The organism is Azospirillum sp. TSO35-2 (genome assembly GCF_003116095.1).
GTDB lineage: Bacteria > Pseudomonadota > Alphaproteobacteria > Azospirillales > Azospirillaceae > Azospirillum.
Window position 1 is genome coordinate 1,276,575 of record NZ_LGRA01000008.1, and the last position, 19,617, is coordinate 1,296,191.

Annotated in this window: 20 protein-coding genes and 1 tRNA gene; 8 read left to right on the forward strand and 13 right to left on the reverse strand. The window is 69.5% G+C overall.

Annotated elements, in window-relative coordinates; all coding sequences use genetic code 11:
* Window positions 1-135: 135 nt before the first annotated feature.
* Window positions 136-212 (reverse strand) — tRNA-Asp (locus TSO352_RS07280).
* A 199-nt stretch (window positions 213-411) separates the two neighbouring features.
* On the opposite strand from TSO352_RS07280, the gene TSO352_RS07285 reads away from it, so the two are divergent.
* The gene (locus tag TSO352_RS07285; RefSeq protein WP_158284544.1) at window positions 412-912 is read left to right on the forward strand and encodes a MarR family winged helix-turn-helix transcriptional regulator; all 501 of its coding nucleotides are present in this window, start codon (window positions 412-414) and stop codon (window positions 910-912) included.
* Window positions 913-935: 23 nt separating this feature from the next.
* Here TSO352_RS07285 and TSO352_RS07290 read toward each other — a convergent pair whose 3' ends face one another.
* Window positions 936-1,886, reverse strand: coding sequence for an MBL fold metallo-hydrolase (locus tag TSO352_RS07290; protein WP_199231509.1), 951 nt, complete (start codon window positions 1,884-1,886; stop codon window positions 936-938).
* A gap of 143 nt (window positions 1,887-2,029) precedes the next feature.
* Window positions 2,030-2,566, reverse strand: a complete 537-nt coding sequence (locus TSO352_RS07295; RefSeq protein WP_109106598.1) for a VOC family protein — start codon at window positions 2,564-2,566, stop codon at window positions 2,030-2,032.
* A 244-nt stretch (window positions 2,567-2,810) separates the two neighbouring features.
* Here TSO352_RS07295 and TSO352_RS07300 point away from each other — a divergent pair, with 244 nt between their 5' ends.
* From TSO352_RS07300 to TSO352_RS07315, 4 genes are all read left to right on the forward strand, one after another.
* A complete protein-coding gene (locus tag TSO352_RS07300; protein WP_109106599.1) occupies window positions 2,811-4,274 on the forward strand; it encodes an aldehyde dehydrogenase in 1,464 nt (487 codons plus the stop codon).
* A 51-nt stretch (window positions 4,275-4,325) separates the two neighbouring features.
* Entirely contained in the window at window positions 4,326-5,177 is an 852-nt protein-coding gene (locus TSO352_RS07305) for a p-hydroxycinnamoyl CoA hydratase/lyase (RefSeq protein WP_109106600.1), read from the forward strand.
* Between the two features lie 214 nt (window positions 5,178-5,391).
* The gene (locus TSO352_RS07310) at window positions 5,392-6,951 is read left to right on the forward strand and encodes an AMP-binding protein (protein WP_247871947.1); all 1,560 of its coding nucleotides are present in this window, start codon (window positions 5,392-5,394) and stop codon (window positions 6,949-6,951) included.
* 96 nt (window positions 6,952-7,047) lie between these two features.
* The gene (locus TSO352_RS07315) at window positions 7,048-8,406 is read left to right on the forward strand and encodes an aromatic acid/H+ symport family MFS transporter (protein WP_109106602.1); all 1,359 of its coding nucleotides are present in this window, start codon (window positions 7,048-7,050) and stop codon (window positions 8,404-8,406) included.
* A gap of 17 nt (window positions 8,407-8,423) precedes the next feature.
* Here the strand turns inward: TSO352_RS07315 and TSO352_RS07320 are convergent, their stop codons facing one another.
* Window positions 8,424-9,047: a MarR family transcriptional regulator gene (locus TSO352_RS07320; protein WP_109106603.1), complete on the reverse strand. Its 624-nt coding sequence runs from the start codon at window positions 9,045-9,047 to the stop codon at window positions 8,424-8,426.
* A 192-nt stretch (window positions 9,048-9,239) separates the two neighbouring features.
* Here TSO352_RS07320 and TSO352_RS32905 point away from each other — a divergent pair, with 192 nt between their 5' ends.
* Window positions 9,240-9,434 (forward strand): hypothetical protein, encoded by a 195-nt coding sequence (locus TSO352_RS32905; protein ID WP_146210719.1) that lies wholly within the window; start codon window positions 9,240-9,242, stop codon window positions 9,432-9,434.
* A gap of 16 nt (window positions 9,435-9,450) precedes the next feature.
* Here TSO352_RS32905 and TSO352_RS07325 read toward each other — a convergent pair whose 3' ends face one another.
* Genes TSO352_RS07325 through TSO352_RS07355 form a run of 7 tightly spaced genes read right to left on the reverse strand, consistent with a single transcriptional unit; the run spans window position 9,451 to window position 16,420 of the window.
* A complete protein-coding gene (locus TSO352_RS07325) occupies window positions 9,451-10,632 on the reverse strand; it encodes a fumarylacetoacetate hydrolase family protein (protein WP_109106604.1) in 1,182 nt (393 codons plus the stop codon).
* Window positions 10,633-10,664: 32 nt separating this feature from the next.
* Window positions 10,665-11,132 (reverse strand): RbsD/FucU domain-containing protein, encoded by a 468-nt coding sequence (locus TSO352_RS07330; protein ID WP_109106605.1) that lies wholly within the window; start codon window positions 11,130-11,132, stop codon window positions 10,665-10,667.
* Between the two features lie 37 nt (window positions 11,133-11,169).
* Window positions 11,170-12,183, reverse strand: a complete 1,014-nt coding sequence (locus tag TSO352_RS07335) for an aldo/keto reductase (protein ID WP_109106606.1) — start codon at window positions 12,181-12,183, stop codon at window positions 11,170-11,172.
* Window positions 12,183-13,280, reverse strand: coding sequence for a sn-glycerol-3-phosphate ABC transporter ATP-binding protein UgpC (gene ugpC, locus TSO352_RS07340; protein WP_109106607.1), 1,098 nt, complete (start codon window positions 13,278-13,280; stop codon window positions 12,183-12,185). The genes TSO352_RS07335 and ugpC overlap by 1 nt, the downstream gene beginning before the upstream one ends.
* A 25-nt stretch (window positions 13,281-13,305) precedes the next feature.
* Complete coding sequence (locus tag TSO352_RS07345; RefSeq protein ID WP_109106608.1) at window positions 13,306-14,136, reverse strand: carbohydrate ABC transporter permease; 831 nt, start codon at window positions 14,134-14,136, stop codon at window positions 13,306-13,308.
* Entirely contained in the window at window positions 14,133-15,065 is a 933-nt protein-coding gene (locus TSO352_RS07350; RefSeq protein WP_109106609.1) for a sugar ABC transporter permease, read from the reverse strand. The genes TSO352_RS07345 and TSO352_RS07350 overlap by 4 nt, the downstream gene beginning before the upstream one ends.
* Window positions 15,062-16,420 carry a sugar ABC transporter substrate-binding protein gene (locus TSO352_RS07355; RefSeq protein WP_109106610.1) on the reverse strand — a complete coding sequence of 453 codons (1,359 nt, stop codon included), beginning with the start codon at window positions 16,418-16,420 and terminating at the stop codon, window positions 15,062-15,064. The genes TSO352_RS07350 and TSO352_RS07355 overlap by 4 nt, the downstream gene beginning before the upstream one ends.
* 249 nt (window positions 16,421-16,669) lie before the next feature.
* On the opposite strand from TSO352_RS07355, the gene TSO352_RS07360 reads away from it, so the two are divergent.
* Both TSO352_RS07360 and TSO352_RS07365 read left to right on the forward strand, forming a co-directional pair.
* Window positions 16,670-17,569 (forward strand): dihydrodipicolinate synthase family protein, encoded by a 900-nt coding sequence (locus TSO352_RS07360; RefSeq protein ID WP_109106611.1) that lies wholly within the window; start codon window positions 16,670-16,672, stop codon window positions 17,567-17,569.
* Between the two features lie 29 nt (window positions 17,570-17,598).
* Entirely contained in the window at window positions 17,599-18,297 is a 699-nt protein-coding gene (locus TSO352_RS07365; RefSeq protein ID WP_109106612.1) for a GntR family transcriptional regulator, read from the forward strand.
* Here the strand turns inward: TSO352_RS07365 and TSO352_RS07370 are convergent.
* Complete coding sequence (locus TSO352_RS07370; RefSeq protein ID WP_109106613.1) at window positions 18,294-19,109, reverse strand: EcsC family protein; 816 nt, start codon at window positions 19,107-19,109, stop codon at window positions 18,294-18,296. The genes TSO352_RS07365 and TSO352_RS07370 overlap by 4 nt on opposite strands.
* 97 nt (window positions 19,110-19,206) lie before the next feature.
* Window positions 19,207-19,617: NapC/NirT family cytochrome c (locus TSO352_RS07375; RefSeq protein WP_199231510.1), on the reverse strand; the 411-nt coding region annotated here is incomplete at its 5' end.

Consider the following 19,617-nt stretch of genomic DNA (forward strand, 5'->3'; position numbering starts at 1 on the left):
TTGGGCCGGCGGGATCCTCAACAGGAATCCGGGGCCATCGGTCGCATCGTGAACACGGCGAAAGGGTATGATAGCGCGAAGCCGCCCGGTGGGGCAGCCGCCATAATCCGCAACATCCGAAAGGGGGAGGGAAAATGGCGCGAGTGACGGGACTTGAACCCGCGGCCTCCGGCGTGACAGGCCGGCGCTCTAACCAACTGAGCTACACCCGCGCAAGGGAGCGGGGTTATACGAAGCCGCTTTCCCGATGGCAAGACCCAATTTCACCGCCCCGTCGATTTTTTTGCCGGAGGCCGATCGCCCTCCAAGGAACAAGCGGGACTGCGGATCAAGCGGGACTGCGCTTGCCCCTGTTCCGGTCGGCGGGGTTCGGGTATGTCCAGACGTCCAAACCGAGCGGCAGGGAACGCGATGACCGAGCAAGACATTTTCGCGCTGAACCGGCATTGGCCCTACCGCCTGCATGTCCTGGCGACACTGGTCAGCCAGACGGTGGCGACGCTCTACGCCGACCGTTTCTCCATCACCATTCCGGAATGGCGCATCATCGCCGTGCTCGGCGGGCTGGACGAGGACGAGGCGCTGAGCGGCACCGCCATCTCCGCCCTGACCGCCATCGACCGCGTCCAGGTCAGCCGCGCCATGGCGCGGCTGCTCGACGCCGACCTGATCGTCCGCGGCACCGGACAGACCGACCGCCGCACCGCCCGCGTCAGCCTGACCCCGAAGGGCCGGACGGTCTACCAGCAGATCGTGCCGCTGGCCCGCGCCTTCGAGGCACAGTTGATGACCGCCCTCGCCCCGGCGGAGCGGGAGACGCTCGACCGGCTGGTGAGCCGCCTCCAGGCCCAGGCCGAGGCGATCGCCGCCCTGCCGAAGGAGGAGATCGCCGCCCTGATCGGCACCGACTGAAGGCCCCGGCCGGACGCCGCGCCTCAGCCTTCGAGCTGGCGCCACATCTCCTGGTCGCGCTCGGCGGTCCAGACGCGGGGGTCGGTGTGGCCGGTCGCCTCGTCATAGGCGCGGGTGACGTTGAAGGGCATGCAGTGGTCGAAGATCACCCAGTGGCCGAACGTCGGCTTCAGGGCGGCGTGGGTGTCCTTGTAGATGGTGCGCAGGTCGTGGCCGGCGGCAACCCCCTGCTTGACCCGCTCGAACAGCTCGCTGGTGAAGGCGCGGGTGCCGCGCAGCCCCTCCTGCACCTGCTCCGGCGTGGTCAGCGCGGCGCCGCGGCCGGGCACCAGCTTTTCCGGCTTCAGCGCGGCGATCGCGTCCAGCGTCGTCGGCCAGTGGGTGAAATAGGCGTCGCCGCAATAGGGCGTGGCGCCGTATTCGACCAGATCGCCGGAGAACAGGATCTTCTGCTGCGGCAGCCACACCACCGTGTCGCCCTTGCTGTGGCCGCGGCCGAGCTGGAGCAGCTGCACCTCCAGGCTGCCCAGCCACAGCGTCATGGCGCCCTTGAAGGTGATGGTCGGCCAGGTCAGGCCGGGGATGGTCTCGACGGCGCGGAACAGGCGGGGGAAGCGGCCGATCTCGCTCGCCATGTCGGCCTCGCCGCGTTCGACGATCAGGTCGCGGGTGTCCTCGCTGGCGAAGATCTGCTCCGGCGCGTAGCCCGAGGCGCCGAGCACCCGCACCGCGTGGTAGTGCGACAGCACGACATGGCGGATCGGCTTGTCGGTGACCTCGCGGATGCGGCGGATGACGTCCTGCGCCATCACCGGCGTCGCCTGGGTGTCGATCACCATCACCGCGTCGTCGCCGATGACGATGCCGGTGTTGGGGTCGCCTTCCGCCGTGTAGGCGTAGGCGTTGTCCGACAGCTTGTCGAAACTGACGGTCTTCTCGTCCAGATCGGCGTGCGAGGCGAACTTCTTGGACATGGGCAGGCTCCGGAAGACGGGGGTGGCGGGTTGGTGCGGCGTGGCGCCGCACCGCCCATTGTTGGACCGACCGTATCGTTTCATATGCAACTATGCAACGCGTTTGTTACGGTCGAACCACCCCCTGGACCGGCGGTCCCGGCTCAGTTGGCGAACTCGCCGATGTGGAGCCAAGCGGTGTGGCGCGGCGGCTGCTTGGTGACGCTCCACTCCTCGATCATCTCGTGGGCGACGTCCTTCATCCGCTGCATCATGTCGCCGGTGGCGGTCCAGGCGGCGACCTCCAGCCGGTGGCCGCTGGGGTCGAAGAAGTAGATCGACTTGAAGATGGCGTGGTCGGTCGGACCGATGACCGACAGGCCGGCCGCCTCCGCCCGGTCCTTGATCGCCAGCATGGTGTCGACGTCCTTGACCTGGAAGGCGATGTGCTGGGTCCATTCCGGGGTGTTGGGATCACGGCCCATCGGCGGCGAGTTCGGCAGTTCGAAGAAGGCCAGGATGTTGCCGTTCCCGGCGTCGAGGAACAGGTGCATGTAGGGGTCCGGCTCCTTGGTGGAGGGCACCTTGTCCTCGGCGATGGCGCCGATCAGGTCCATGTCGAGGACCGACTTGTAGAACTGCACCGTCTCCTTGGCGTCTTTGCAGCGGTAGGCGACGTGATGGATCTTCTCGACCAGCATGGCGTTCTGCTCCCCCGGTATCCCGTTGTCGGCGGGCGCCGGCCCGCCGGTGCGGATGGCCTTCGGCGGCGCCCCTCATCGCCTTCTTTTAGTTTCATATGAAACTACTGTCAACGTCAAAGCTTTGGGCCCGCGAACGTCGCCTCGCCCTTTTGCCTCTTGACCCAATCATATCTGTTATGTTTCATAACAATATGTTCACCCGTCAGTCCGCGCGACGCGGCAAAGAGGATCGGAGCACCTCATGGAAGACCTGTCTGCCGCCACCGACCTGCTGATCGGCGGCCGTGCCGTGCCGGCGACCGGCGGGCGGTGGTTCGAGCGGCACAACCCGATCACCGGCGCCGTGGCGACCCGCGCCGCCGCCGCCTCGCCGCTGGACGCGGCCGCGGCGGCCGACGCGGCGCAGGCCGCCTTCGCCGGCTGGTCGGACACCGGGCCGAACGCCCGCCGCGCGCTGCTGCTGAAGGCCGCCGACGCGCTGGCCGCCCGCGCCGACGCCTTCGTCGCCGCGATGGCCGGCGAGACCGGCGCGACGGAGGGCTGGGCCCGCTTCAACGTGATGCTCGCCGCCTCGATGATCCGCGAGGCGGCGGCGCTCACCACCCAGATCACCGGCGAGGTCATCCCGTCGGACAAGCCCGGTTGCCTCGCCCTGGCGGTGCGCCAGCCGGTCGGCGTCGTGCTGGGCGTCGCGCCATGGAACGCGCCGGTCATCCTCGGCGTGCGCGCCATCGCCACCGCCGTCGCCTGCGGCAACAGCGTGGTGCTGAAGGCGTCGGAGCTGTGCCCGCGCACCCACGCGCTGATCGGGCAGGCCTTCCAGGAGGCCGGCTTCCCCGACGGCGTCGTCAACGTCGTCACCAACGCGCCGGCCGACGCCGCCGGGATCGTCAACGCCCTGATCGACCATCCGGCGGTCGCCCGCATCAACTTCACCGGCTCCACCCGCGTCGGTCGGCTGATCGCCCAGCGCGCGGCGGCCCAGCTGAAGCCGGTGCTGCTGGAGCTGGGCGGCAAGGCGCCCTTCCTGGTGCTGGACGACGCCGACCTCGACGAGGCGGTGAAGGCCGCCGCCTTCGGCGCCTTCTTCAACCAGGGCCAGATCTGCATGTCGACCGAGCGGATCGTCGTCGACCACGCGGTGGCCGACGCCTTCGTCGCCAAGTTCGCCGCCAAGGGGGCGACGCTGGTGGCCGGCGACCCGCGGGAGGGGCGGACGCCGCTCGGCTCCGTCGTCGGCCCGGCCGCCGCCGCCGGCATCCAGGCGCTGATCGACGACGCGGTGGCCAAGGGCGCCGTGCTCCACCGCAACGGCGCGCCCGACGGCACGCTGCTGCCCGCCGCCATCCTCGACCATGTCACGCCCGAGATGCGGATCTACGCCGAGGAGTCCTTCGGCCCGGTCGTCACCATCGTCCGCGTCGACGGCGAGGAGCAGGCGATCGCCACCGCCAACGACACCGAATACGGCCTGTCGGCCGCCGTCTTCACCCGCGACACCGCGCGCGGCCTGCGGGTCGCCCGCCGCATCCGCTCCGGCATCTGCCACGTCAACGGTCCCACCGTCCATGACGAGGCGCAGATGCCCTTCGGCGGCGTCAAGGCCAGCGGCTATGGCCGTTTCGGCGGCAAGGCCGGCATCGACGCCTTCACCGAACTGCGCTGGATCACGATGGAAACCCAGCCCGGCCACTTCCCGATCTGATCCCGGCCACGCCACGACACACGCACGACGCACACCAAGGACGCCAAGCCCATGACGACGCAGAGCAAGCCGGCCACCGACGCCACCCCCGATGCCGATGTGGTCACCATCGAGTATGACAACGGCGTGGCCTGGGTCACGCTGAACCGGCCGGACAAGCGCAACGCGATGAACCCGGCGCTGAACGCCCGCATGCACGCGGTGCTGGACGAGCTGGAGGCCGACGACCGCTGCCAGGTGCTGGTGCTGACCGGCGCCGGCGAGTCCTTCTCCGCCGGCATGGACCTCAAGGAGTATTTCCGCGAGACCGAGGCCAAGGGCCACATCGCCGTCCGCCGCGCCCAGCGCGATTCCTACGGCTGGTGGCGCCGCCTGCGCTGGTTCGAAAAGCCGACGATCGCCATGGTGAATGGCTGGTGCTTCGGCGGCGCCTTCTCGCCGCTGTTCGCCTGCGACCTCGCCGTCGCCGCCGACGAGGCGCAGTTCGGCGTGTCGGAGATCAACTGGGGCATCATCCCCGGCGGCAACGTCACCAAGGTTCTGGCCGACCTGATGACCCAGCGCGAGGCGCTGTACTACATCATGACCGGCGAGACCTTCGACGGCCGCAAGGCGGCGGAGATGAAGCTGGTCAACCTCTCGGTCCCGCGCGAGCAGTTGCGCGCCCGGGTGCGGGCACTGGCCGACACCCTGCTGGAAAAGAACCCGCTGACGCTGAAGGCGGCCAAGGACGCCTTCAAGCGGGTGGTGGAGATGCCGTTCGACGCCGCCGAGGATTATCTGGTGGTGCGCCAGGAATCGCTGAACTTCCTCGACAAGACCGAAGGCCGCAAGCAGGGCATCAAGCAGTTCATCGACGACAAGACCTACCGCCCGGGGCTCGGCGCCTACAAGCGCGGCTGAACGCCGCCATCCGGCAAGCCGATACCGGCAAACCAATGAATTGGCTTGCCGTATTGCGTTCAAACGCCACGCAGGCTTTACCGCGCTCACGGGAGCGCGCCGCCGCCGTCGCGGCGGCCGGCGAGCGCTTGAAAAGACCGGTTCAAGCGCTCGCCGGTCCAAGACCGCTCCGGCCATCGGGCCGGAGCCAGGGGAGGGACGACACGAGATGGGCATGCCGCCACCAGGGCCGCCACTGGGTCCCCACAGCGCCTGGGAAGCACCGGACATCCTGGCCTACCACGCCGCGGTGCAGCCCCGGAACCCCGCCTGCGTCGATCTGGCGTCGGGCGAGCGCCTGACCTACGCCGAGCTGGACCGCCGCGTCGACCGCTGCGTCGCGTGGCTGCTCGGCCGGATCGGCGCCGAGCCGGGACAGCGCGTCGCCTGGCTCGGCCGCAACAGCATCGACGAGGTGATCGCCAGCCTCGCCTGCGGACGGGCCGGGGCGGTGTTCGTACCGCTGAACTGGCGGCTGACCGCGCCGGAGGTGGCGGCGCTGCTCGCCGATTCGACACCGTCCCTACTGGTCCACGACGCCGAGTTCGCACCGACGGTGAGCGGGCTGGCCACCGCGCCGGCCGGCCTCGCCATGGTGACGCGGGCGACCGCCCACGCCGAACAGGCCGCCACGACCGGGCCGGCGCCCCGGCTGGCGCCGCGCGACGCCAACGCGCCGTCGACGATCATCTACACCTCCGGCACCTCGGGCCAGCCCAAGGGGGCCATCCACACCGAACAGACCGCCTTCTTCACGGCCTTCAACTTCGCCCTGCTGAACCGGATCGACCACGCCAGCGTCTTCCTGTGCGACATGCCGCTGTTCCACGTCATCGGCATCCTGACGATCACCCGCTCGACCCTGCTGCAAGGCGGCGCCCTGCTGGTCTCGCCCGGCTTCGATCCGGAGCTGACGCTGGCCCGCCTGTCCGACCCCGGCCTCGGCGTCACCCATTACATGTGCGTGCCGCAGATGGCGCAAAGCCTGCGCCAGCGGCCGGAGTATGACCCGACCAGACTGTCGCGGCTGGTCTTCTTCGGCACCGGCGGCGCCCCCAACCCGCCGGCGCTGGTGCGCCGCTTCCTGGCGGAAGGGGTGCCGATGGCCGACGGCTATGGCAGCAGCGAGGGCGGCACCGTGCTCGGCATGCCGCTGGGCGATCCGGAGCGGATGGCGGACAAGGCCGGCTCGGCCGGGTTGCCGCCGGCCTCGGTCCGGCTGCGGCTGGTCGACGACCAGGGCAACGACGTGGCGGACGGCGAGGTCGGCGAGATCCTGGTGCGCGGCCCCAACGTCTCCCCCGGCTACTGGAACCGTCCGCCCTCCCCGGATGAGGGGCCGGCCGGCTGGTTCCGCACCGGCGACAGCGCGCGGCGCGACGCCGATGGCTTCTACGTCATCGTCGACCGCAAGAAGGACATGTTCATCTCCGGCGGCGAGAACGTCTATCCGGCCGAGATCGAGGCGGTCCTTCTGGAACTGGACGCGGTGGCCGAGGCCTGCGTGATCGGCATCCCCGACCGGCAATGGGGCGAGGTCGGCTGCGCCTATGTCGTGCCGCGCGCCGGATACCCGCTGACCGACCAGGACATCATCGACCACTGCCGCAGCCGCCTCGCCCGCTACAAGGCGCCCAAGCGCGTCATCGTCACCGACGCCCTGCCCCGCACCGCGTCCGGCAAGCTGCGCAAGAACGTCCTGCGCGAGCTGCACCGCAGCGAACAGGCCGAGTGATTCGGCCTCCGGTGATCAAGCCGACCATCCGCCGACCACAAGAAAAGCAAGAACGATGACCGTCCTACAGCGGGCCACACAGTGGAGAGAAACGTCATGCCCCCGGACCGCAGCGTCGACGTTCAGTCCTTCCTGAACGAGCATCCCTTTTCCCGGCACCAATGGACCATCGTCGTCCTGTGCCTCGGCGTCGTCCTGCTGGACGGCTTCGACACCGCCGCGATCGGCTACATCGCGCCGTCGCTGCTGACGGACTGGGGGCTGCAACGCCCCGCCCTCGCCCCGATCCTCAGCGCCGCCCTGTTCGGCCTCGTCGTCGGCTCCCTCACCGCCGGGCCGCTGAGCGACCGGGTCGGCCGCCGGCTGGTGCTGATCCTGGCGGTCGCGGCGATGGGCGTCGCCTGCCTCGCCTCGGCCTTTTCCGGCGACGTGACGACGCTGGTGGCCTGGCGCTTCGTCACCGGGATCGCGCTGGGGGCGGCGATGCCGACCGCCCTGACCCTGGTCAGCGAATATTGCCCCGACCGGCGGCGGGCGGTGACCACCAACCTGGTCTTCTGCGGCTTCCCGCTCGGCGCGGCGCTGGGCGGCTTCCTGGCGGCCTGGATCATCCCGGCCTTCGGCTGGCGCAGCGTGCTGCTGGTCGGCGGCACCGCCCCGCTGCTGCTGGCGGTGCTGCTGGTCCTGTGGCTGCCGGAATCGGTGCGCTATCTGGTGGCGCACAAGAAGCCGGTGGAGCGCATCCGCCGGGTCCTCCAGCCGATCGGCGCCGCCGCGGCCCACGCCACGCGCTTCGTCATGACCGAGACCACGGCCGGGCCGGCCGGCCGCGGCGCCATCCGGCTGGTGCTGTCGCGCCCCTTCATCGTCGGCACGCTGATGCTGTGGACCGCCTATTTCATGGGGCTGGTGATCTTCTACGCGATGATCAACTGGATGCCGGTGCTGTTCAAGGACGCCGGGATCGCCCCGTCCACCGCCGCCGTGATCGCCGCGCTGTTCCCGCTGGGCGGCATCGGGTCGCTGTTCTCCGGCGTGCTGATGGACCGCTTCAACGGCACCCGGATCGTCGCCGCCTGCTTCGCGCTGACCGCCATCGCCTTCGTCGCCATCGGCCAGATCGCCGGGCAGGTCGGGCTGCTGACGGTGGCGGTGCTGGTGACCGGCATCCTGATGAACACCGCCCAATCGTCGCTGGGTTCGCTGGCCGCCGCCTTCTACCCGACGCAGGGCCGCGCCACCGGCATCGCCTGGATGATGGGGCTCGGCCGCTTCGGCGGGATCGCCGGCTCCTTCCTGGTCGCGGAGCTGGCCAGCCGCCAGCTGTCCTTCGCCGACATCTTCCTGGCGCTGTCCCTGCCCGGCTTCGTCGGCGCCGCCGCCCTGCTGCTCAAGCAGGCCGTCCACGGCCGCAAACCGGCCGGTCTGGTGATCGCGCCGCGCGTCGCCGAGTAACCGTCACCGCCGGTGGATCAGCGCTCCGCCGCCGGCGGCTTGCCGCGCCCCTTGCCGCGCCCTTTACCGGGAGGGGCCTTGGCCGGCGGCAGGTCGGCGTCCTCCGCCTCCTCCGCCGCGGCCGGGTCGCCCCCGGCGATCATGCCGCCCAGCAATTGCAGCAACTGCTCCCGCCCGGCCTCGCCGATCGGTTCGCAGACCCGGCGCTCATGCTCCGCCCACAGCCGCTGAAGCTCGGTGAGGAGCGCCGCGCCCTTGGCCGTCAGGTGCAGGGCGTGGGAGCGGCGGTCGCCCGCCGCCAGCTTGCGCTTGACGAGGCCGCGATCCTCCAGGCTGTCGAGCAGCGGCACGAAGTTGGTCCGCTTGATGTTCAGCGCGTTGCTGACCTGCGACTGCTTCAGGCCGGGGTTCCGCCCGACGATGACCAGGACGGAGAACTGCGCCGGCCGCAGGTCGCGTTCGGCGAAGGTGCGGATGAAGTCGGCGAAGACGACCATCTGCGCCCGCTTCAGCAGAAACCCGACCGACTCCCCCAGCAGCCCAAGTTCGACGGCGTCCGCGATCTCCCCCGCCGCGTCGGCACCGGCAACGGACGCCGCCCCCCGGCGGCCGGTCGTGCGCTTCGGAACGGCATCTGTCATCGACAAGGAACTCTCACCACAAGGACCGCGAACGGGGCGTGCGGGAGCTTATCAGGCTGCACGCCAATGCGGAATCGGGTTCCCGCCGCGACGTGTGGTCACCACGGAGGGTTGGGACCGGCGCAGCGAACCAATGGGCTGGCGCCGGAACCCGATACCTTGCATCATACAGATGAAGCAGCGGAGGACGGTATGACCCACCTGCAACGGACCAACGCCATCAATGATAAGGTTCCTGCGCGGACGGTCCAGCCACTTGCCAGGGTTGACGAACACGATCATCGGCGCAAGGTCGTGACGGCCTGGAACGAGTTCGACGAGCGATACGGTCGATTTGCCGACGACTGGAACCATGACTTTACGCCGGATGGCGAACGTCGATCCTGACCGCTCTCCACCCCCCTCAGCCCTTCAGCACCCCCCGCCGTCCCAGCGAGCGCATCAGTTCGGTGATGCCGACGCTCCACGGCTCGCAGGCGTCGCTCGGCCGCATGCGGTTGACCAGCGCCCCCAGCTTGGGCGCGGCGATGGTGACGATGTCGCCCTCCTTGTGGGTGAAGCCGCCGCCGGGATGGTCGCGGTCCTGGGTGGGGGCGAACATGGTGCCGAGGAACAGGGCAAAGCCGTCGGGATATTGATGCACCGGGCCAACGGTCTGGGCCACCAGATCCTCCGGATCGCGGCTGATCCGGGAGATCGATGACAGGCCGGCCATCTGGAAGCCCTCCGGCCCTTCGACCGTCAAGGCGACGTCGGTGGTCCGCACGTCGTCGAGCGTGAAGGTCGCGTCGAAGAAGCGGATGAAGGGACCAATGGCGCAGGACGCGTTGTTGTCCTTCGCCTTCGACAGCAGCAGGGCCGACCGCCCCTCGAAATCGCGCAGATTGACGTCGTTGCCCAGCGTCGCCCCGGTGATGCGGCCGTCGGGGGCGACGATCAGCACCACCTCCGGCTCCGGGTTGTTCCAGGTCGATTTCGGGTGCAGCCCGGCGTCCATCAGCGTGCCGACCGCCGACAGGACCGGCGCCTTGGTGAAGACCTCCGCGTCCGGGCCGATGCCGACCTCCAGATACTGGCTCCAGGCGCCCTGGGCGATCAGCACCTGTTTCAGGTTCATAGCCGCCTCGGAACCGGGCTTCAGCGCCGCCAGATCGTCGCCGACCAGCCGGCGCACCTCGGCGCGGATCGCCTCGGCGGCGTCCGGGTTGCCGCGGGCGCGCTCCTCGATCACCCGCTCCAGCATCGACACCGCGAAGGTGACGCCCGCCGCCTTCAGCACCTGAAGGTCGGTCGGCGCCAGCAGCCACGGCGCGCCGCTGTCGCGGCCATCCGGCGGCGTGTTGGCCAGGATGTCGGCCAGCGCACCGACCCGCTCCCCCGCCACCGCGGCCAAGTCCACCGCCGGGTCCGGCCGGGCGGCCAGGTCGCTCATGGTCGGGAAGGCGGCGGTGACGTCGAACACGCCGTCGGCGCGCACGGCGACCACCGACGGGCCGATGCCCGGCCGCCAGACCCGCCCAGCCAGGGCGCCGGCACAGCCGTCGGTGGGGAGGGTGCGGGTCGCGTCGACGGGAAGCTGGGGCATGGCGGACTCCGGAGCGTGGGAAACGGGGGTGGTCATGACGGCTCGGCACCGAGTTCTGCGGCGATGACGCCCTTGCGCAGCAGGAAACAGCCATAGGGGCGCGGGTCGCCGACCTGCACGACGGCGAAGGACCGGCGGGCGGCGTCGTAGAAGGCGAAGCGCTCGATCCCCTGCAGCGGCAGCGAGCGGCCTTCGGCGCGGTCGATCTCGGCCTGCACCTCGCGCTGGACCACCGGCAGGGCCGCGGGATCGCCCACCACCTCCATCCGGCGCACCGGGTCGGGCACGAAGCCATCGAGCGGCAGCACGCTCAGGATGGCCCGCGCGGCGCGCTGCATCGTCACCCCCGGCAGCGTGATCAGCCGGCCGGACACGGTGGCGCGGGCGATGGCCTCCGACGGGTGATTGGCGTCGACCAGCGCCAGATCGTCGCCATGGCCCATGGCGGCCAGCACCCACAGCAGGTCGGGAAACAGAAGCGGATCGAGACCCTTCAGCATGGTTCTTGTCCTTCCAGGCTCTTGTTTGTGTGCAGGATCACAGAGGCACCGGCACGCCCGCCGCCAGCAGCCCCTGCCCTGTCAGGTCGGACCACAGCGCCGCCGGCACCACCGCCGCCATGGCGTCGAGGTTGCGCCGCACCTCCGCCGCCGTCACCGCCCCCAGCACGACCGACGACACCGCCGGATGCCCCAGCGCGAAGCGCAGCGCCGCGGTGGCGAGCGGCACGCCGTGGGCGCGGCAGACCGCCTCGATCCGCCCGACCCGCTCCAGGATATCGGCCGGGGCCGGGCCGTAATTGTACTTGGCGCCGGGGACCGCGCCGCTGGCGAGGATGCCGGAGTTGAAGACGCCGCCCAGCATCACGCCGATGCCCTTGGCCTGGGCCAGCGGCAGGAACGCGTCCAGCGCCGGCTGCTCCAGCAGGGAATAGCGCCCGGCCAGCAGCATGGCGTCGAAATCGCCGGCCTTGGCAAAGCGGACGCACATCTCCGCCTCGTTGACGCCGACACCGATGGCCTTGACCGTGCCGTCGGCGCGCAGCCGGTCGAGCGCCCGATAGGCCCCCTCCATCGCCTCGGCGAAGCGCGCCTCGATGCGCTCGGCGCCGTGGGTCCAGACATCGACGTCGTGGATCAGCAGAACATCGATGCGGTCGGTGCCCAGCCGCAGCAGCGACTGCTCCACCGAGCGCAGCGTGCCGTCATAGGAATAGTCGATCACCGCGCGGTGCGGGAAGCCGCCGGCATAGCCCGACCCGTCGCCGCGTCCCTGCCGCGGGTCCATCCAGCGCCCGACCTTGCTGCACAGCACGACGCCGTCGCGCCCGACCTGACGCAGGGCGGCGCCGCAGCGCGCCTCCGCCAGCCCATGGCCGTAGAGCGGCGAGGTGTCGAGCAGCGTGACGCCCGCCGACAGCGCGGCGACCGCGGCGCCCACCGCGGTGGCCTCGTCGAGACGGCCATAGAGGTCGCCCAGCGGCGCGGCGCCGAAGCCGATCTCCGATACGGCGATGCCGGTGCGGCCCAAAGGTCTGGTCGACAGCGTCATCACAGGCGAAGCCCGGTGTCGGGGTTGAACAGATGGGCCAGCGCCGGGTTGGGGGCGATCCGCACCACCTCGCCGGGGCGGGCGCCGGTGCGCTCGCGCAGGACCCAGGTCAGTTCGCGCTGGCGATCCTCGCGGCCGGCCCCGGCCCGGTTCGCATTGGTTCCAAGAGGGCGCAGGACCATCTGGGTTTCCGACCCGGTCGGCTCGACCACCACCACCTCGGCGGCCAGCCCCTCGTCGGCGAGGCGGAAATGCTCCGGCCGCACGCCATAGACGGCGGGGCGGCCGTCCGACGCCGCCGGCACCCGCCCGCCCAGCGGCAGGCGGTCGCCCGCCTCGGTGGTGAAGCCGTCGCCGCCGAGGATGCCGGGGATGAAGTTCATCGCCGGCGAGCCGATGAAGCCGGCAACGAACATGTTGGCCGGGTGGTCGTAGAGGTCGAGCGGCGCGCCGATCTGCTCGATGATGCCGTCATGCATCACCACGATCTTGTCGGCCATGGTCATGGCTTCGATCTGGTCGTGGGTGACGTAGACGGTGGTGGTCTTCAGCCGCTGGTGCATCTCCTTGATCTCGGTGCGCATCTGCACGCGCAGCTTGGCGTCGAGGTTGGACAGCGGCTCGTCGAACAGGAAGACCTTGGGGTCGCGGACGATGGCGCGCCCCATCGCCACCCGCTGGCGCTGGCCGCCGGAGAGCTGGCGCGGGAAGCGGCCCAGCAGCGGGCCGAGGCCGAGGATGCCGGCGGCGCGTTCCACCTTGGCGGCGATCTCGCTCTTGGCGGTGTTCTTCAGCCGCAGCGCGAAGCTCATGTTGTCGGCGATGGTCATGTGCGGGTAGAGCGCGTAGTTCTGGAACACCATCGCGATGTCGCGGTCCTTGGGCGGCACGTCGTTGACGACGCGGTCGTCGATGGCGACCACGCCGCCGCTGATCTCCTCCAGCCCGGCGATCATGCGCAGCAGGGTGGATTTGCCGCAGCCCGACGGGCCGACCAGGATGACGAACTCGCCGTCCTGGATGTCGATCGACACGCCCTTGATGATCTCGACCGTGCCGTAGGATTTGCGGACGTTCCGGATGCTGACGGAGGCCATGGGGTCGTCTCTTTCTTGAAAAGGATCAGCCGCCCTTGACGGCGCCGGCGGTCAGGCCGGCGACGATCTGGCGCTGGGCGGCGACGGTCAGGATCAGCACCGGCAGCGTCACCACCAGCGCGGCGGCGGCCAGCGGTCCCCAGCTCACCTGTTCGAAGGACAGCATGTTGTAGACGGCGACCGGCAGCGTCCGCGTCTCGCGGCTGGCCAGCACGATGCCGAAGACGAAGTTGTTCCACGAGAAGATCACCGACAGGATGAAGGCGACGACGATGCCGGGCTTGGCGATCGGCAGCGCCACCTTGGCGAAGATCTGCCAGCGCGTCGCCCCGTCGACCATCGCGGCCTCCTCCAGCTCCATCGGCGTCGTCTCGAAATAGCCGATCATGATCCAGATCACGATGGGCACGGTGACGACCAGATGGATGATGATCTGCGGCCACAGCGTGCCGAGCAACCCCATCCATTGGAACAGCAGGAACAGCGGGATCAGGAAGGACAGGCCGGGGGTCATGCGCGCGATCATAATGACCACCGCCGACTTGTGCGCCCGCATCCGCGCGATGCCGTAGCCGGCCGGCACCCCCACCACCAGCGCGAACAGCGTGGCGGCGCCGGTGACGATCACGCTGTTCCAGAAATAAAGCAGGAAGCTGTTGCCCTCGAAGATCGTCGTGTAGTTCTTCCAGGCGAAGCGTTCGGGGATCAGGATCGGCGGGTAGGCGCCGTTGTCGATCTCGAACTTCAGCGACAGCGACAGCATCCAGACGAAGAACAGCAGCGCCGGCGACACCAGCAGCAGGACGCAGACGGCCATGCCGATCTTGTCCAGGAGCGTTCTCAGCGGCCGGCTCATTTCCCGTCTCCCGAATTCCAGGCGCTGCGCTGGCGCAGATGGAGCAGGATCAGCGACAGCAGGATGATCAGCACGAAGAACACCACCGCGATGGCCGAGCCGTAGCCGATGTCGTAGTAGGTGAAGGCGACGCTGTAGAGATACAGGTTGATCGTCTCCGACGCCGTGCCCGGCCCGCCCTGGGTGATGGTGTAGAGGATGTCGAAGCTCTTCAGCGCGTCGATGCTGCGGATGATCACCGCCACCATCAGGAACGGCCCGATCATCGGCAAGGTCAAATAGCGGAAGCGCTGCCAGGCGTTGGCGCCGTCGATCTGCGCGCTCTCGTACGGTTCGGTCGGCAGCGACGCCAGACCGCCCAGCACGATCAGCATGACCAGCGGCGTCCATTGCCAGGTCTCCACCAGCACCAGCGACAGGATCACCGTGCTGGGGTGGTAGACCCATTGCAGCGGGCCGATGCCGACCTGCGACAGCAGGTAGTTCAGCACGCCGAGCTGCGGGTGGAACATCATCGTCCACACCAGCGCGATCGCCACCGGGGTGGCCATCATCGGCATGACGAAGATGCCGCGCAGCAGGCCGCGGGCCGGCAGCTTGGTGTTGAAGGCCAGCGCCGCCGCGGTGCCGAGCACCAGCGGCGCCGCGACCGACAGCGCGGTGTAGACCAGCGTGTGGCCCATCGCCTCCAGGAAGCGCAGGTCGGTCGCCAGGCGGATGTAGTTCTGCAGCCCGACGAAGCGCTGCTCCTCGCCGATGCGCCACTCCATCGCGCTCATCCACAGGGTGAAAACCCAGGGGAAGACGATGACCCCGACGACGACGATCAGCGCCGGCACGATGAAGGGCCAGTAGGAGGGCCGCAGCCGCTTCGTCCTGCCGACGGAAGCGGCGCCGGCCACGCGGTCCGAGGAGGTCAGGATGCTCACGTCTTCTCGCTGCGTTCGAGGACGGGCTTGAAGTCGGCGGTGGCCCGCTTCAGTTCGGCGGCGGGATCGCTGCCGGAGATCATGTTGGTCAGCGCCCCGCCCAGCACGTCGCGGAACTCGGTGACCGGGATGATGACCGGCAGGGCGAGGCGGCTGATCTTCGCCGATTCGACCGCGGCGTCCAGCCAGGCCGCCGGCATCTTCACGCCCTTGCGCACCTCCGGGTCCGACAGGACGGAGCTGCGGAACGGCACGCCGGCCCCGGCCTGCAGCAGGCGGGCGCTCATCAGCTTGCCGGTCGCCCACTGGCAGTAGAGATAGGCCGCCTCCTTGTTCTTCGACGCCGCGGTGACGCCGACGCCGTCGCCGGTGGTGGCGGCGGCGTGGGCCTTCGGCCCCTTGGGCATCAGGCCGTAGCCGACCTTGCCGACGACGCGCGACTTCTCCGGGTCCTCCAGCGGCGGGGCGAAGCCGATGCCGTCGAACCACATGCCGATGCGGCCCTGGAGGAAGGCCGACTGGCATTCCGCCCAGTTGAAGCCGGTGACGCCCGGCGGCGCCGACTTGGTCATCAGCGTCTGGTAGAGCTTGGCCGCCTCCACCGCGTCCGCCGTGTCGGTCAGCAGGTTGCGGTTGGCGTCGACGCTGTACTGGTCATAGCCCAGCAGCAGGCTGGTCCACACCGGCGTGTTGGCGTTCTTCATGCCGCGGGCGACGAAGCCGTAGGTCTGGCTCGCCGGGTCGGTCAGCGCCGCGGCGGCGGCCACCATCTCGTCGAAGGTCTTGGGGAAGGACAGGTTCTTCTTCGCGAACAGATCCTTGTTCCAATAGATGATCCAGTAATCCACCGAGAAGGGCAGCGCGCCGATCCCGCCCTCCGGGCTGCGGGCGAAGGTGATCCCGGCTTCCGAGAAATCGTTGAGAAGACCGGGCTCGGTCAGCGTCGGATCCTGGATGAACGGCGTCAGGTCGGCCAGCCACTTGCCCTTCTCGAACTGGCGCTTCTGCACGTGATAGCTGATGTGGACGACGTCGAAGCTCGGCCGGCCGGAGGTCAGCTCGATCACCGCCTTCTGGCGCTGCTGCTGCTCCGGCGTCTGTTCCGACACCACGGTGATGCCGGTCAGCTCCTCGAATTCCTTCTGGTACTTGGCCAGCGTCTCGCCGCGCGGGCTCTTGATCAGGTTGACCTCGATCTTGCTGCCGGCGTGCTTGCGCCAGTTGACCCCGCCGCTCTGGGCGAAGGCCGGCAGCCCCGGCAGGCCAAGGCCACCGCTCAGGCCCAGCGCACCGGCCGCGGCGCCCGACGCCAGAAGCCGGCGGCGCGACAAAGACAGTTCCTTCGACGTCGACATGCTTTCCTCCCCGTTATCGCCTGGGCCTTGTGTCGTCGGGACCCCGATTGCTGCGGACGCCCGGATTGGACCGGCACAGGACGGACACTGTGAGCAACGCCGATCCGCGCCGCCACCGATTTGATTGCTTGGTCAACGTATAATTCCTGCGCACCACCCTTGCAAACGAAAAACATCCTAGTAACATGTTAGTGGTAACGCGGCGGCCGTTCGGCCGATCATTCCACCGCCCCCTGGGAGAAACGCAAAGTGAATCAATCCACTGGCCGCTTCGGCCTGTCCTGCGCGCTGACCACCCCGTTCTTTGATGACGGCAGCGTGGATCTGGCCCGCCTGACCCGGCACGTCGCCTGGTGCCTCGCCAACGGCTGCGACTCGGTCACCCTGTTCGGCACCACGGGGGAAGGGCCGCTGCTCGGTCCGGTGGCGCGCGACCAGATGATCGGGGCGCTGAAGGGGGCCGGCATCGATTTCCGCAACCATGTGGTCGGCGGCGTCATCGCCGCGTCGCTGCACGAGGCGCTCACCCAGGCCAACCAACTGCTCGACGCCGACGCGCGGGCGCTGCTGGTCGCCCCGCCCTTCTACTTCAAGGGCGTGTCGGACGACGGGCTGTTCGCGTGGTTCTCCAGCTTCATCACCGCGCTGGGCGACCGGGCGCGCGACATCATCCTCTACCACATCCCGTCGGTCACCGCGGTGCCGCTGTCGATCGCGCTGATCGGCCGGCTGAAGGCCGCCTTCCCGCAGGCCATCGCCGGGGTCAAGGATTCCGCCGGCGACTGGGGCTACAGCCGGGAATTGCTCGCCGCCCACCGCCACGACCTCACCGTGCTGATCGGCGACGAGCGGGTGCTGGCCCGGGCGGTGCGCGACGGTGGCCAGGGCGCCATCTCCGGCATGGCCAATCTGGTGCCGGGCCGGATGCGGACGGTGGTCCACCAGGGCCGCGACGACGCCGCGCTGGTCGAGCTGGTCGACGCCGTGCTGAACCACCCGGTCACCCCGGCGGTGAAGGCCCTGGTGTCGCACACCACCGGCGACAGCGCGTGGTTGACGGTGAGGGCGCCTTTGCTGCCTATGTCGATGGCGGACGCCGCGACGCTCGGCCACCTCTTCGACCGGGTGTTCGCGGAGAAGGCCGCGTGATGGGGGCAGCGTGACGGGACACCCTACGGATGACGACCTCCGCCAAACATGACCGGGAACCGGTGAACCTGCGCAGCCGGGCCTACGAGAGCTTCACGCGCCGGCTGCTGGCGGACGAGATCCGCCCCGGGCAGTTCATCTCGCAGCGCGAGCTGGTCGAGCTGACCGAACTGCCGCTGGGGGCGATCCGCGAGCTGATCCCCCGGCTGGAGGCGGAAGGGCTGGTCAAGACCGTGCCGCAGCGCGGGATGCAGGTCGCCCACGTCGACCTCAACCTCATCCGCGACGCCTTCCAGTTCCGCCTGTTCCTGGAGCGGGAGGCGGTGGCGCTTTTCGCCCAGGAGGCGCCGGAGGCGACGATCCGCGCGCTGCTCGACGACCACGAGCGCATCATCGCCGCCTGCGCCGAGGCGGAGGCGGACGCGTCCGCCAGCGGCATCCAGCCCGCCCTGCTGAAGGAGGCGCAGGACATCGACTGGGCGCTGCACCTGACGATCATCGACGCGCTGGGCAACGCCATCATCTCCGACGCCTACCGGGTCAACCAGATCAAGATCCGGCTGATCAAGCAGTCGAAGACCAAGCTGAACACCACCGTGCTGGTCCCGACGATGCGCGAGCATCTGGCGATCATCCACGCCACCCAGGCCCGCGATCCCGACCGGGCCAAGGCCGCCATCAGCGCCCACATCCTCAGCGCCCGCGACCGCGCCATCGGCCTGCGCTAGCGCCGTGCCTCCTTCCGCTCGCGCACGACGGAGGCGAAGCAGGACCGCACCTGGTCGCGGTCGTGCGCCAGCTCGATCGGGCGCAGCGTGAACAGGACGCTCGCCATCGCTTGGTAGAACTGCATGTAGGACCAGTTCAGGCCGGCGCCCAGGACGGCGCCGGTGATGGGAACGGCCTGCAGCGCGACCTTCGGCACCACCGCGCTGGTGTAGCGGACGGCGACCCGGGTGATGACGTCGGCCAGCTCCATGGTGCCCATGCGGGCGGCCAGACCGACGGCGCCGACCCGGGTGGCGAAGAAGGCGAGATCGGCGTCGTCGTCCTCGTCGAGCGGGCCGCCATAGGCGAAGGCTTCCAGGCAGGTGGCCTGCACCCCGACATCGTCGAGGTTGGCGCCCTTCGACCGGGCGACGTCGGCGATCGACCGCAGGATGGTGACGGTGGTGACCGGCAGTTCCACCAGCACCGCCGGCAAGCCGAAGAAGCCGCTGACGCCGCCCGACACGGCGGCCAGCGCGCTGTACCAGCGGCTCGACGCCTCGCGCCCGCCGTCCTTGTCCATCCCGGCCAGCGCGGCCTGCTGCGCGTATTCCAGCGCGTCGCGGACCTTGAGCGTCACCTCCCGCCTGAATCCCTCCGGCAGCATGTCAAGCCCCTGCTCGATCGTGCCCCCCAGGGTCGACATCAGGGTCATCAGCGCGCCCTGCGCGGCGAGATACTCGTCCGCCGCCCGGACCAGGGTGTCGTACTCCTCGTCGGTCAGCAGGGCGCAGGCGTTGGTCTGGCGGGCAAGCAAGGCGCCTTCCGGCATCGCGGATCCTCCACGCGGGGCAGGGGTGTTGGACAACGACGCGATCCTACACCGGGTTCCGCCACAGCCAAGCCGGTCGCGGCGTTGCGGCGCCCGATCACCGCTCGGCCGGCGGTGCGGCGTCGGCGTCGCCCCGGCTGGCCAGCCAATGGCCGATCGGCTTCTGCGGGTCGTCGGACGCCTCGCTCCAGCCCGGCGGCACGCCGTGCATGTCGGGCAGCCGGTGGGCGATGCCCTTGTGGCAGTCGATGCAGGTGCGCTGGCCGCTGAACAGATACTGCTCGTGGACGCGCGCCGCCCGCGCGCCCTGCTTGGTGATGTCCATCGAATCGGCGCTGTGGCAGTTGCGGCATTCCAGCGAGTTGTTGGCCTTCAGCCGCGCCCATTCATGCTCCGCCAGTTCGCGGCGCATGGCGACGAACTTGTCGCGGGTGTTGATGGTGCCGAAGATCTTGCCCCAGACCTCCTTCGACGCCTGCATCTTGCGGGCGATCTTGTCGGTCCACTG

What these genes read in the sequence shown, in the direction of transcription:
- TSO352_RS07285 (WP_158284544.1), top strand. Translation starts at nt 412, where the DNA reads ATGACCGAGCAAGACATTTTCGCGCTGAACCGGCATTGGCCCTACCGC.
- TSO352_RS07290 (WP_199231509.1), bottom strand. Translation starts at nt 1,886, where the DNA reads ATGTCCAAGAAGTTCGCCTCGCACGCCGATCTGGACGAGAAGACCGTC.
- TSO352_RS07295 (WP_109106598.1), bottom strand. Translation starts at nt 2,566, where the DNA reads ATGCTGGTCGAGAAGATCCATCACGTCGCCTACCGCTGCAAAGACGCC.
- TSO352_RS07300 (WP_109106599.1), top strand. Translation starts at nt 2,811, where the DNA reads ATGGAAGACCTGTCTGCCGCCACCGACCTGCTGATCGGCGGCCGTGCC.
- TSO352_RS07305 (WP_109106600.1), top strand. Translation starts at nt 4,326, where the DNA reads ATGACGACGCAGAGCAAGCCGGCCACCGACGCCACCCCCGATGCCGAT.
- TSO352_RS07310 (WP_247871947.1), top strand. Translation starts at nt 5,392, where the DNA reads ATGCCGCCACCAGGGCCGCCACTGGGTCCCCACAGCGCCTGGGAAGCA.
- TSO352_RS07315 (WP_109106602.1), top strand. Translation starts at nt 7,048, where the DNA reads ATGCCCCCGGACCGCAGCGTCGACGTTCAGTCCTTCCTGAACGAGCAT.
- TSO352_RS07320 (WP_109106603.1), bottom strand. Translation starts at nt 9,047, where the DNA reads ATGACAGATGCCGTTCCGAAGCGCACGACCGGCCGCCGGGGGGCGGCG.
- TSO352_RS32905 (WP_146210719.1), top strand. Translation starts at nt 9,240, where the DNA reads ATGACCCACCTGCAACGGACCAACGCCATCAATGATAAGGTTCCTGCG.
- TSO352_RS07325 (WP_109106604.1), bottom strand. Translation starts at nt 10,632, where the DNA reads ATGCCCCAGCTTCCCGTCGACGCGACCCGCACCCTCCCCACCGACGGC.
- TSO352_RS07330 (WP_109106605.1), bottom strand. Translation starts at nt 11,132, where the DNA reads ATGCTGAAGGGTCTCGATCCGCTTCTGTTTCCCGACCTGCTGTGGGTG.
- TSO352_RS07335 (WP_109106606.1), bottom strand. Translation starts at nt 12,183, where the DNA reads ATGACGCTGTCGACCAGACCTTTGGGCCGCACCGGCATCGCCGTATCG.
- ugpC (WP_109106607.1), bottom strand. Translation starts at nt 13,280, where the DNA reads ATGGCCTCCGTCAGCATCCGGAACGTCCGCAAATCCTACGGCACGGTC.
- TSO352_RS07345 (WP_109106608.1), bottom strand. Translation starts at nt 14,136, where the DNA reads ATGAGCCGGCCGCTGAGAACGCTCCTGGACAAGATCGGCATGGCCGTC.
- TSO352_RS07355 (WP_109106610.1), bottom strand. Translation starts at nt 16,420, where the DNA reads ATGTCGACGTCGAAGGAACTGTCTTTGTCGCGCCGCCGGCTTCTGGCG.
- TSO352_RS07365 (WP_109106612.1), top strand. Translation starts at nt 17,599, where the DNA reads ATGACGACCTCCGCCAAACATGACCGGGAACCGGTGAACCTGCGCAGC.
- TSO352_RS07370 (WP_109106613.1), bottom strand. Translation starts at nt 19,109, where the DNA reads ATGCCGGAAGGCGCCTTGCTTGCCCGCCAGACCAACGCCTGCGCCCTG.